9 protein-coding genes are annotated in these 12,989 nt (G+C 60.5%); all 9 read right to left on the reverse strand.

Annotation, left to right across the window (positions count from 1 at the left end; all coding sequences use genetic code 11):
- Positions 1-52: 52 nt before the first annotated feature.
- The gene (locus AC07Y2_RS16900) at positions 53-1,177 is read right to left on the reverse strand and encodes a mannuronate-specific alginate lyase (protein ID WP_103386420.1); all 1,125 of its coding nucleotides are present in this window, start codon (positions 1,175-1,177) and stop codon (positions 53-55) included.
- Positions 1,178-1,185: 8 nt separating this feature from the next.
- Complete coding sequence (locus AC07Y2_RS16905; RefSeq protein ID WP_103386421.1) at positions 1,186-2,637, reverse strand: alginate O-acetyltransferase; 1,452 nt, start codon at positions 2,635-2,637, stop codon at positions 1,186-1,188.
- Positions 2,638-2,647: 10 nt separating this feature from the next.
- Positions 2,648-4,219, reverse strand: coding sequence for a mannuronan 5-epimerase AlgG (algG, locus tag AC07Y2_RS16910; RefSeq protein ID WP_103386458.1), 1,572 nt, complete (start codon positions 4,217-4,219; stop codon positions 2,648-2,650).
- A gap of 26 nt (positions 4,220-4,245) precedes the next feature.
- The gene (locus AC07Y2_RS16915) at positions 4,246-5,733 is read right to left on the reverse strand and encodes an alginate export family protein (protein WP_074691171.1); all 1,488 of its coding nucleotides are present in this window, start codon (positions 5,731-5,733) and stop codon (positions 4,246-4,248) included.
- On the reverse strand, positions 5,730-7,136 hold the full coding sequence (gene algK, locus AC07Y2_RS16920; protein ID WP_074691173.1) for an alginate biosynthesis TPR repeat lipoprotein AlgK: 1,407 nt from the start codon (positions 7,134-7,136) through the stop codon (positions 5,730-5,732). Before algK ends, AC07Y2_RS16915 begins: the two co-directional genes overlap by 4 nt.
- Before the next feature lie 9 nt (positions 7,137-7,145).
- Complete coding sequence (locus AC07Y2_RS16925; protein ID WP_039769455.1) at positions 7,146-8,315, reverse strand: alginate biosynthesis protein Alg44; 1,170 nt, start codon at positions 8,313-8,315, stop codon at positions 7,146-7,148.
- A 35-nt stretch (positions 8,316-8,350) separates the two neighbouring features.
- Positions 8,351-9,832, reverse strand: coding sequence for a mannuronan synthase (gene alg8, locus AC07Y2_RS16930; RefSeq protein ID WP_163974069.1), 1,482 nt, complete (start codon positions 9,830-9,832; stop codon positions 8,351-8,353).
- A gap of 106 nt (positions 9,833-9,938) precedes the next feature.
- Complete coding sequence (locus AC07Y2_RS16935) at positions 9,939-11,255, reverse strand: nucleotide sugar dehydrogenase (RefSeq protein ID WP_039769459.1); 1,317 nt, start codon at positions 11,253-11,255, stop codon at positions 9,939-9,941.
- Positions 11,256-12,065: 810 nt separating this feature from the next.
- Entirely contained in the window at positions 12,066-12,845 is a 780-nt protein-coding gene (yaaA, locus tag AC07Y2_RS16940; RefSeq protein WP_011332561.1) for a peroxide stress protein YaaA, read from the reverse strand.
- Positions 12,846-12,989 lie beyond the last annotated feature (144 nt).

Here is a 12,989-nt window from a genome sequence, read left to right on the forward strand (position 1 = left end):
GCGTCCCGGGCTGCGTTCCCACGCAGAGCGTGGGAACGATCAGCGGTCAGTGTCAGGAACCTTTGTTGCCCTTTTCATGGGACGGGTCGTAGACCTTGGTCAGGTCGCCGCCGAGGCGGAAGGTCTTGAACGGCTGCATGCCGTGTTTTTTCTCGATCACATCCGGCGAACAGGTGTAGAGGGTGCAGAACGGTTCGAGCCAGGCGAATTTCATGTCCTCTTTCAGGTCGGTCATGTCCTGCTCTTTGCCGTTCTTCTTCTCGAACTGATCCGGGTCTTTCACCCCGGCCAACACCCGGTCACCCAGACGTTTCAGCGCGCCGTTGTTTTCCTGACGCAGATCCACACCGTTGACCTGGGCGAAACTGGCGATCATCGCCAGTGGCGGCAGGGCGTAGTTGTGATAGGCGAGGGCGCGTTGCTGGCGCTTGAGTTCGTTCGGCAGGAAACCGTCGGCATCGACTTGATTGACGCCGACCTTGTATTCCTTGACTGCCCAATCGAACAGGTCGCGGCGGTTGGTCGCGACCGCTGTCGCCATCACCGACCACGCGGCCCAGTACGAGTGGTTGTTGGTTTTTTCCAGCGGCAGGTTGTCCCAGTCGCTGACCACCTGATCGGCCATCTTGCTGAACCAGGCTTCGATCACCTGGGCTTCCTGCTGATGCTGGGCCAGCGGATGGGAGTCGGAGAACTTCAGGCGAATGTACGAAGACGCCATGCTGCCCAGCGCCCATTTGCGCATCGACTTGCCGGTGTGGTTGAAGTCTTTCGACATCAGCGCATCGGCCTTGGCCCACGCGGTGAGCCAGTTCAGCGTGCAATCGAGCTGTTCCGGACGACCGTCGCGCATGAACTGCATCACCCGCTTGGCGGTGCCGCGCTCCAGGGTGGTGATGTCTTTCGTGGTGTCGCGAAAGGCTTTTTCCGACTGCACGTTCAGCGTCGCGCGAGCCTTGTCCGAGCCTTCGTATTTGCTGCGAAATTGCAGCGGGCCGGTGTAGGGCGCCGGCATCGCGTCGCAGCCTTCGCTCTTGTCACCGGTCTTGAATTTATCCACAGGCGCAAAGTAGCCCTGAGGAGGACGCAGCGGCGCGGCGGCCTGCGCGGTGCCGGCGAAGATCGCCAGCCCGAGCAGCGTCGGCGCCAAAAGAGTTTTCAGTTTCGGATTTCGCATAGCAGACCTCATTGCCCGACCTGAGCGGTTTGTTGCCCAGCGCCCGGGAATACGTTGCGTTTGCAGATTTTCGCTTCGACTTTCTGTGGCGCGGTGCCCGCTTCCGGGCCCTGGACTTCGACCGCCAGCAGGTTTTGCGAGGCCCAGTCTTCGTCCGTGCGCAACTCAAAGGCGAAACGACCGTCGGTATCGGAGGTTTCCGGTTTCTCGATCTTGATGTCCTCGTGGCGACCGTTCATGTACCAGAGGGTGGCTTGCAGGGTTTTCACCGAGGTGTCGGCGAAGCGGATGTCGACCTGGTGGCTGCTGTTCTGCAGGTTCAGGTTCTTGCTGTTGACCAGCAGTTCTTGTTTGCCGCCCGGCTTGAGCGTGGTGCTGGCGGACATTTGCGCCTCTTTGCCTTCGCAGCCGTTGTCGAGCAGCGCCATCATCTGGCGATAGATGGTTTCCTGGTCGAGGCGGTACAGCGGCGAGAATTCCCAGATGAGAATTTTCGGCGGCGTCTTCTGGAATTCGTCGCTGCCCAGGTACTGCAGCATCGAACCTTCCAGACCGCCGCCGGGGAACGCGACGTTGAGAATGTCGGCGCCGATGGCTTCTTCGAGGAAACCGGCGAAGTTGTAGTTCTTGCCGCTGTGCGAAGTGCCCACGAGGGTGATCTGCGGATTGCCGGAATCACCGAACAGGTCGCCGTCACCCGCTTCGCCTTTCGGCTCGGTGGTGAACTGGTCCATGTACTGGATCGCGTAACTGGTGCCGCACAGTTGCCCGGCCATGTTGTGCAGGGTGCCGGTCTTGCCCATGCGCCCGGAGCGTTTGGTTTCGAACTCACGCTTGGGAATGTCGGCGAAGGCCGGAATCTGCTTGACCTTCTCGGCGACGATTTTCGCCGTGCGCTGGGCGCCATACGGGGTCCAGTGCTGGTCGCCGCGGAAGTAGAAATCGTGGGCGGGCAGGGTGTCCGGCAGCGATTCGTTGGTCAGTGGTGACAGGTCCGGCACCACGTAACCCATCTTGGCGAAACGGCCGAGCATGGTCTTGTAGTTGCCCAGCGCTTTCTCGTAATCGAACGCGGCTTTTTCCGCCGGGTTGAGCTTGTTGCGGTTCACCAGGCCACGGGTCGGCTGGTAGACGATCACCAGTTCGACGCCTTTGGCCTTGAACGCATCGTGCAGCTGTTGCAGGCGTTTGTAACCGGCCGGGGTGGTGTTGAACTCGGTGCGCAGGTCTTCCTGGGTCCGGAACAACCAGTCGCCCTGCGCTTGCACCAGAGTGGTGAAGTTCTGCTGATAGCGCGTGGTGTAGTTCTTCGCGTCATGGGCGGCCGGGCACAGGCTGCAGCACGGTTCGGCGGTGAACGTTGGCGCTTTCACTTCGTCCGCGCGGGCGCCGTTGCCGGCCGCCAGGATGCCCACGGTCAGGGCCGACAGGCTGAGTAATTTGATCAGGTGTGGGTGCATAAAATTATCCTCAGTCCTGCAATTCGGTCTGGCGTTCGACAGGGTCGATCAGCACGGCTTTCTGCTGGCGCACCAGCAGGTCGAGAATTTCATCCTGGCGCTCGCCGAGGATGCCGTTGAAGCTGATGCCGCTGGATTTGGTCGGCGCCAGCATCGACACGCGATACAGCTCGACACTCAACGGCGAATCGATCGACAGCGGGCCGCTGCCGTTGGCCGCCAGTTCACCGCCGACCACGATCAGCGAGACCTGGGCGTCGAACGGGTCAAGCTTGATGTCACGGTCGGTGTCGGTCAGGTCCTTGATGTGCCCGTAGACGCCGGTCAGGCCGTTGGCCATGGCGACGTTTTCGTAGAGGCGGATGTTCACGCTGTTACGAATGCGGATGCCGTGGCGCTTGTTGCTGATGACCTTGTTGCCCCACAGCAGGTTGTCGGCGGACTCGTAGAGGGTGATGCCGTCGGTGTGGTTCTTGTAGATCTCGTTGTAGGCGATCAGGTTGTTCACGCTGTTACGGTCGATCACCAGCCCCGAGAGGTGGTTGTCGTAGCTTTTGTTGTTGAAGATGAAGCTGTCGTTCACTTCACGGGAAATGATGATCCCGTGCTTCTTCTTCGTGCCGTACACCGTGTTCTCGGCAATGATCAGACCGTGGGAGCGGTCGTGCGGGTCGATGCCGTAGACGATGTTGTCCTTGTAGGTGTTGCCCTTGACCACGAAGTCGCGGGTCTCGTAGCAGTAGAAGCCGTACCACATGTCCGAGAACTCGGAGCCGACGATCCAGCCGGTCGGCTCGGGACGCTTGAGCACCTTGGCCATGTTCGGCGTGTACTGGGAAATACTCACCCCGTAGGACTTACTGTTGGCGTAGCCGAAGCTGGCCATCTTGCTGTTGACGATGTAGGTCTCGGTGCCGCCCCAGGCCAACAGGAACGGGCGGAATTCCTTCGGCGAACGGAAGGTCGCCGGGCCGTTTTCCTTCTCGCGCCAGCCAGTGACCTTGGTATCACGCACGAACAACTGGCCGTCGTTGACCAGGAACGAACCGGCCTCCTGGGACAGGCGCAACTCCTGGGTCTGGCCGTCGATTTCGAGGATGCCTTTGCGGCCGACCACGATCGGCAACTTGGCCAGATACACGCCCGGCGAGGTTTCGCTGAAGTACTGCTTCGGCAGCTTTTGCGCCAGCTCTTTCAGGTTCATGTAGCCGTCGTCGACGAAGATCGCCTGCGGGATGCCGTGCTGACGCACCACCCATTCGGCCATCTTGTTGTCGCCGCCGATGAAGTCCTTCAGGGCGTCTTCCTGCATCATCCGGCGCACGCTGATCTTGCCCGGTTTGCTGCGCACGATTTTCGCGGCGGCGGCTTCGGCGGTGTAGCCGGAGAGGTCGGGCAATTTCGGCTTGGCCAGTTCCAGCGCTTCGGTCGGCGCGCTGCTGACGGTGTAGGTCTTGGCCTGTTGCAGCTCCTTGGCGGTGGTCGCGGGTTTGGCCGGTTCCACACTGGCGAAGGCGCCGGCCGAGGCCAGCAGCATCGCGCCGGCCAGCAGGCTGAGTGAGCCTTTGCGGGCACTGTTCATGTCGGGCACTCCCTTGGCGGTCAGCATCAGAAGCGCCAGATCACGTCGATGAACGCGCGGTGCATGTACGAATCGACCTGGCTGCCATAGGCGTCCCCCGGCTTGAACACGCCGCCTCGGAAACGCACCAGCGCCGACGGTTCGTCGATCGACTGGCTCAGCGCCGCCGGCAGCAAGCCTTGCTTGAAGTACTTGGTGACCACCAGATCCATTTCCTGGCCCAGATCCTTGTTGCCGTCTTGCAGTGGCAGGGAAGTGCTGGAAAGGATCGCGCCGGTGACGTCGTCGGTGTTGTTCTCCACGGCGTTGATGCCGTTGCTGCCCACCGGCTTGTTGCCGTCCACACGCCAGAACTTGTGGTAGATCAGGCTGGCGTCGTACTGGTCGTTGAGCATCCACGAACCGAACAGGGTGGCGGTCTGCATGTTGTTCATTTCGCCACGGAAGGCTTCGCCGAAACGGTGAACCCGCGAGCGAGTACCGGTGTAGTTCGAGCGGTTGCTTTCCAGGCCGTTCTGTTCGTAATCGGCGCTCGCACGGGCATACGCCGCACCGACCTGCCATTGCGGATCAAGGCGCAGACGCACACCGATGTCGGTCGCCCAGCCGTCGACGTTGTCGCTGCGCTTGGCCTGGGCCGGGCGGGTGCCGTCGGCGTTGAGGGCGTTGACCGTGTCGCGGTCGCCGCTCATGCCGGTGATGCTGCCCCAGTAGTTGACGGTGTTGGTGTTGCGCCAGTTGTAGGCGTCGCTGTCAGCGGTCAGGCCGAGCCAGCTGATGTCGCCGTTTTCTTTCTTGTCCAGCGAATCGCCGGCCACGCCCGGCTCCGGATAGTCGAGCTTGCCGTCGTCGTGGGTGTGGTGACCGCGAATCCCGACCCAGTTGCCCGGTGTCCACTGGTAAGCGGCATCGGCGTAGGCGTGCAGGCGATCCTTGTCTTTCGGCGCCAGCTCTTTCAAGTCGGTGCGGTATTCGCTGAAGCGTTCGGCGACACCGGCGTTGGCGCGCAGCAGGGTGGTGTCGAAGGTCCAGTTCAGGGCTTCGATGTTGGTGTCGCGCCACTGGCCGTCGTCGTTGCGCAGGCGCTGGCGACCGAACTTGAGGATCTCGCCGGGGTAGGGCGTCAGGCCGCTGTAGCCGACCCAGAACTCACGCATCGCCAGGTAGTTTTTCTTGGTCTTGCGGTCGCCGTTGTCGGTGGTCTGGGTGCCGTCGCTGTCGGACTGCTGCAGGGTATCGGTTTCGATGATGTCGGTCGAGGTCACGGCCTGGCCCATGGCGTAGGCGCTCCACGCGCCGCTTTCGCCGTAGACCCACGGGCGCAGGTCGAGGCCGAGGCCGTTGACGTCGCCGCCGCTGGCGGTGCCGAGGTCGCGGTCGTCTTCGGACTGGCCGGTGATTTTCACTTCGAGGCCGAAGTTCTTCGATTCAGTCATCGCAGCCAGGGTCGGGCAAGACCAGATCAGCGCGAACGTGAGGCCAATGCCGGCCTTCACAAAGGGATTCAATTTCATGGTTTTTCCTCGCCGTCTTCTTCTTGCAGGGCGTGCAGTTGCAGCGTGTTCTGGCTCAGGGCGCCACGGGTCGCCTGTTCCTGTTGCAGCAGGCGCCGGGCTTCGGCCAGGCGCTCGGGCGGCAGTTGCGCGGCGAGGGTGGTCGCCAGCTCATCGGCTTGCGGGGTGTTTTGCGCCTTGGCCAACTGGCTGAACACATAGGCATTGAGCGGGTCGGGCTTGGTGCCCTTGCCTTGGGAAAACAGCTGGGCGATGGCGAAATCGGCGCTGTTCTGGCCGTTGCGCGCAGCGGTCAGCAGATGGTCGAGGGCCTTCTGCGGATAGACCTTGCCCAGGTAGCCACGGCGGTAGATCTGGCCGAGGTAGTAATCGGCAGCGACTTCGCGGCCGACGGCTTTCTGGAAATGTTCCTCGGCGACTTTGGCGTCGGCCGGGACCAGTTTGCCTTCGTAGTAGAGCTTGCCCAGCAGCAGTTCGGCGCGCGGCTGATCGGCGGCGCGGCCGTTGTCCAGGTACTTCATCATCTGGTCGACGTCGCCCAGTTCCGGGAAGTCGTAGAGCAGTTGCGCGAGGGTGACCCACGACGCCGGGTATCCCGGAGCGATCGGCTCGAGCAGCGACTGCGCGGTTTTTTCGTCGGTCTTGCCCAGGGTCGAATCGGCCAGCACACGGGCCACGGAGTCCACCCGCTGAGCACTGACGGTGCCGCGGCTGTAACCGGCCTGCAGCTGCTTGATCAGTTCGGCCTGTTGCTCCGGCGCGCCACGTTTCTGATAGACCGTGGCCAGCTCGACGTAGCAGATGTCGGTGGTGTTGAGCGCGGCCTTGCAGATTTTTTCCACGTCATCCAGATGCTGGTCGTAAGTGCCCTGGGTGCGATACAGCAGCACTTGTGCGAGACCTGCTTCCGGGTAACCGGATTTGCGCCACTGGTCGATCTGCTGCTGGGCATTGATGTTCGGGAAACTGTGCGGGTATTGCAGGTACAGCATCGCGAGCGGGATCAGCGTGTTGCCTTCGCCACTGGCGGCGGCCTTTTTCAGCAGGCTTTCGGCTTCTTGATGCTCGGCTTCGGTGGAGCCGGGCTTGGCCACCAGCAAACGACCGAGTCGGGCCTGGGCACGCGGCGAAACACTGGCGGCGGCGCGGTAGGTGGCTTCGGCCTGTTTCATCTGTTCCGGGTCGCGGCTGTCGACCTGAATATCGGCGAGGCCCACCTGGGCTTCGCTGTAACCCAGATCGGCCAGCGCACGGTAGTTCTGCGCGGCGGTCGCGGTGTCACCGCGCTTGAGCGCTTCGTTGGCCAGACGCTGGTCGGGCAGGCCGGCGCAACCGGCCAGGGCGATTGCCATGGCCAGCGTCAGCGGGACCGGCAGGATTCTGATAGGGCTCGTCACGGGCATGTCCTCGACTTAAAGACCGGCAGCCATGGCTTTGTCGATCAGCCAGTTCAGGTTCGGACCACGGTCGCTGTTGACTTCCACCGGGCGGCCGGCGAAGCGGCTGTCCAGCGGCTCGTCAGGCTGGATCTGCACACGGATGTCGGAGGACAGGTCGGCACTTTTCAGGCTGGTGCTGCTGACGATCTTGCCGGTGCGGGTCTTGTCTTCGCCGGCGATCTGGAAGCTCACCGGGGTGCCCGGACGCACGTCGCCGAACTGGCGATAGGAGAAGCGCGCATCGACGGTGGCCTGGGTGTTGCGCGGCACCAGCTGGAAGATCACGTCGCCCTTGCTCGCGTATTGACCGTCGGCCACCAGTTGCTGGGCCACGGTGCAATCGCACGGCGAGGTCAGGGTGCCGGTCATCTGCTTGCCGAAAAGTTCTTCAACCTTGGCCGGAGACAGTTGATCTTCTTCCAGGTGACCTTTGAGTACGTCGAGCATGCTGGTACTGAACGTTGCCAGTGGAGCGCCCTTGGCGGCGACGCCGTCGGACTTCACCAGGCTTTGTACGGTACCGTCGCGCGGCATGGTGATGTTCATCCCCGGCACGCTGACCAGACCGGCCTGCGCATGGCTGACGAAGTACATGCTGTACACCGATTTGAAAATGAAACCCGCCGCCACCAGGCCGACCGCGAAGATACCGGCGCTGAACGTCACCGCTTTCAGACGCCCGAACGGGGTCATGCCGGAGTCGCCGTCCTTGACCTTGCGGGCCTTGGTGAAGTTATCGCGCTGCAGGGTTGCCAGCACTTCGCCGATGCTGACGATGTCGCCGGCCAGGTGCGAAGTGATCAGGTGGCGCAGGGTGGAAATGTCCTGCGGCTCGAGGTTCTGGAACTGGCAGCCAGCACGACCCGTCTGGCGGTCGTAGGAGCGCACTTGCAGTTCAACGTCCATGGCCAGGCCGAGGTTGTCGATGACGAACTGCAGACGCGCCTTGTACACCTCGCCGACGGTCAGCGGCAGTTGTCCGGCGTTGAACGCCAGACCACCGGCGGACAGGTCGAGGACCCGCGCTTCAACCGGAGTCCGGTCGGGGCCGAAGAAACGCAGCTTGGCCGGGATTTTCACACGGGCGTGCTGGCGCTGGGCTTCGGATTCATGCACTACGTTGGCGTTGACGGCGGTATTCATGGGGGCGATTTCCTTGTTAATTCAATAGGGGCAGGTCAGACCATCATCAGCAGCACGGCGACGAAAATGCTGCCGGCGGAGAAGGTCATGGTCCGAGACGACCAGGTGTTGAACCAACGTTGAAAGCTGGCGAGATCACGGGTCAGGGAAGTGGGTTGTCGGGTCCAGGATTGTTGGTCGAGGCGGAAGAACACGTAGATCTTCACCAGCGCACCGACGATCTGGTTGTAATAGAGAATTGCCGGGTAAGCCGGGCCGATCCGGTGGCCGGAGCAGGACAGCAGCAGCGTCAGAATCAGACGGGTGATGCCGATCCACAGCAGGTAAACCAGGATGAACGCGGTGCCGTACTTGAAGCTGGCGATGATTGCCACGGTCAGGCCGAGCAAGGATGTCCACATCGATACGCGCTGGTCGAACAGCACCACCGAGGTGAAGGCGCCGAGGCGTTTTACACCCAGACCCAGAGCCCGGGAGTTCTGGCGCAGGTTGTTGCCGTACCAGCGGAACATCAGTTTGCGGCTGGCCTTGATGAAGCTCTTTTCCGGCGGGTGTTCAACGGTATTGATCGCCGCATCCGGCACGTAAAAGGTGTCGTAGCCCAGGCGCATCAGGCTGAACCAGCTCGACTTGTCGTCGCCGGTCAGGAATTTGAAACGGCCCAGGCGCCAGTGTTGCAGCGAGTCGCTTTCAACGTCGGCGATGAATTCCGGGTTGGTGACCACGGTGGCGCGGAACACCGACATGCGCCCGGTCATGGTCAGCACGCGTTTGGACAGGGCCATCGAGCACATGTTGATGTGGCGCTGGGCGAAACGCAGCTTGTGCCATTCGCTCATGATGTAGCCGCCGCGCACTTCGCAGAATTCGTTGGTGGTCAGGCCGCCGACGTTGCCGAACATCTGGAACCACGGCACGGTTTTGCGCACTACGCCTTCGCCGAGCACGGTGTCGCCATCGATCACGGCCACCACGGCGCGGTCGTCCGGCAGGTGACGGGAGATCGCGCGGAAACCATAGGCCAGGCCATCGCGTTTGCCGGTGCCGGGAATGCGTACGAAGTCGAGTTTCACGCGGTCTGGCGGATTCATCCGCGCCCACAGTGCCTTGACCAGCAACTCATCGGACATTTCGACGATGGAGCAGACCACGGTGGTTGGCAGTTCGCAGTCGATGGCTTCGCGGATCACCGAGCTGTAAACCTGCGCGGTGGTCAACGCGTCGATGCGGAAACTGGTGACCATCAGAAACACATGGGACGGGTCCGCCGCCTTACCCAGCTTGCGAACCTTGCGGCGCAGGTGCGGGTAGACGATGTAGAGAAAAATCATGCCGCGCACAAAGTGCGTGGCACCCATCGAGTAGCGCCAGATACCTACGGCGCCAATCAGGAAAATGAAGTCCTTCGACTCGGAGTCGAATGTGGACGTGGGCAGCATCAGGGCCAGGCCCATCAGCAGGCTCAGAAACAAAAGCCAGCCGGCGGATTGCAGAAAAAAATGTTTGAGCTTGGACATGACCGTCATCCGAAGGTGATGGGAGCTTTAAGCGACAAGCTTCAAGCTTCGAGCTGCAAGTGAAACGCTTTGGCTTGCAGCTCGAGGCTTGTCGCTTAGGGCCGAGTTACCAGCAGATGCCTTCAGTGCGGCTACCGGCACTGGTGGCCTTGGACATGAAGCCCACCAGGTCGATCACCTGCTTGCCCTGCGGCGCTTCTTCGGCGAGGGCGCGGAACTTCTCGTCGCGGTTGCCCAGGATGATCACGTCGGAGTTGTCGATCACCGAATCGAAGTCCGAATTGAGCAGGGACGATACGTGCGGGATCTTCGACTCGATGTAGTCCTTGTTCGCGCCGTGGACACGGGCGTACTGGACGTTGCTGTCGTAGATGCTCAGGTCGTAGCCCTTGCCGATCAGCATCTCGGCCAGCTCCACCAGCGGACTTTCGCGCAGGTCGTCGGTGCCGGCCTTGAAGCTCAGGCCCAGCAGGGCGACTTTGCGTTTGTCGTGGCTTTCAACGATATCGAAGGCGTTCTGCACTTGCGATTCGTTGCTGCGCATCAGCGAGTTGAGCAGCGGCGCTTCGACGTCCAGGGAGCCGGCGCGGTAGGTCAGGGCGCGCACATCTTTCGGCAGGCACGAACCACCGAAGGCGAAGCCCGGGCGCATGTAGTACTGGGACAGGTTGAGGGTCTTGTCCTGGCAGACCACGTCCATCACTTCGCGGCCATCGACGCCCACCGCTTTGGCGATGTTGCCGATCTCGTTGGCGAAGGTCACTTTGGTGGCGTGCCAGACGTTGCAGGTGTACTTGATCATCTCGGCGACGGCGATGTCCTTGCGGATGATCGGTGCGTCGAGTTCTTCGTACAGCGATTGCAGAACGTCACCCGACGCCTTGTCGAACTCGCCGATGACGGTCATCGGTGGCTGGTCGTAGTCGGCGATCGCGGTGGATTCACGCAGGAACTCTGGGTTGACCGCCACGCCGAAATCGACGCCGGCTTTCTTGCCGGAGCAGTCTTCGAGAATCGGGATGACAACGTTTGCCACGGTGCCCGGCAGTACGGTGCTGCGCACGACGATGGTGTGACGGGTGGATTTTTCACGCAGGACAAAACCGATCTCGCGGCACACCGCTTCGATGTAGTTCAGTTCCAGGTCGCCGTTCTTCTTGCTCGGCGTACCGACGCAGATCATCGACAGGTCGGTGTCGCGAATCGCTTCGGCGAAGTTGGTCGTACCGCGCAGACGACCGGTCTGGATACCTTGTGCGAGCAACTCACCCAGGCCCGGTTCAACAATGGGAGATTTGCCAGCGTTGATCATGTCGATCTTGTCTTTGGCAACATCGACGCCCACCACGTCGTGGCCCCGAGCAGACAGGCAACCGGCACATACTGCGCCAACGTAACCCAAACCAAATATGCTGATGCGCATCGCAATTACCTCTGTATATATCAGGCCTTAGAGGGCCGGAGTTAATGGTGTTCAGCGTTCATTAGTGCACTCGAAAGTGCGGCATACAGGCGCCACAATGCCGTGTGCAGGCATACTAAGTTTCGAGTGTCTAAATAAGTGCACTCAAGATGTGCGTAACCAGGCCTTGTTGTTATGACGTGCCCTGTTATGCAGCCGATCTTCTTTGGAGAAGACTCTTGTGCAATCGTCTTGCGCGCTCGATGTCAGGATGAAAGTCCCGTAAATCAAGCGGTTGGGTGCTCAGGCGAGCACGTTTATAAGGGCGCGGCCATGGCCTTTGTAGGGGATATTAATGGTTCGTATCTCCTGTCCATCGTCTGCTTTGAGACTAGTTAGTCATCTAGGCAAGTTGCTGTGACAACTTGGTTACATGGCTATCTGCTCCGCGTAAGTTATCTCGTACAAACTCGGCGAGAATCGTTACCGGTGGTATGAGCTATGCATTCGGACGAAGTTCCTGTCCGCTCATCGCGAAATCTGAAATTTCTTGAAATATTGTCAGAGATGGCACCAGTATCAATTTGATAGCAATTTCGTTTTCGACCTTTAATAACAGGCGAAAAATCACGTTAGATAGTTTTGTGCCACTACGGTGAAAAAATTTAGGTGCCACTACTGAAAAAAATGATCAGTGTCGAGTGAAACTAATCTTAGAAAAGGCAGGGAGGTTTTTCTGGCGCCATTAAAATGGCGAAATGTGGCGAGGGTTTTTTGACATCGTGCGAGCTGCACGACTCTTCATATAAAGAGTCGTGCATTAGGCATGCTTTATTCGGGGGCGTGATCGCGTAGAAACACCAGATTATCCGGTTTCGATTGCTCGGCGCTGTAGCGATAACCCTGCACATCGAACTGTTTGAGCAGGGCCGGATCGTTGATTTTTTCCTGGATCACGAAACGGCTCATCAGGCCTCGGGCCTTTTTCGCGTAGAAGCTGATGATCTTGTATTGGCCGTTCTTCTGATCCTTGAATTCGGTGTTGATGATCCGCGCGTTCAGGGCCGTGCGCTTGACCGCCGAGAAGTACTCGTTGGATGCCAGGTTCAACAGCACGTCATCGCCCTGATCGGCCAGCGCTTCGTTCAGCCACTCGCTGATGCGCGTGCCCCAGAAGGCGTACAAGTCTTTGCCCCGGGCGTTGGCCAGTTTGGTGCCCATTTCCAGGCGATATGGCTGCATCAGGTCGAGCGGGCGCAGCAGGCCATAGAGGCCGGAGAGCATGCGCAGGTGTTTTTGCGCGTAATCGAAATTGGCTTCACTGAAGGATTGCGCGTCGAGACCGGTGTAGACGTCACCCTTGAACGCGAGCAGCGCCTGCTTGGCGTTTTCCGGCGTGAACGCTGGTGTCCAGCTGCCGAAACGCGCGGCGTTGAGGCCGCCGATCTTGTCGGACACGTGCATCAGTTCGCTGATCTGCGCCGGGCTCAGTTCGCGCAGTTGCTGGATCAGTTCCTGGGAATGGTCGAGGTATTGCGGCTGAGTGAAGCGCTGGGTCGCCGGCGGTGTTTCGTAATCGAGGGTCTTGGCGGGGGAAATCACCATCAGCATGAAGTCGTCTCCTTTAATCGTGGGGGCGATTCTAGGGGGTTGGGGCGGATGACTCCAGCTATCAGGTCCATAGGTGATCGGCGGTGTGCCACCCAACCCTGATCGTTTCCACGCTCTGCATGGGAATGTAGTCAGTGACGCTCT

The sequence above is a fragment of the Pseudomonas sp. GW456-12-1-14-TSB6 genome (assembly GCF_059424205.1).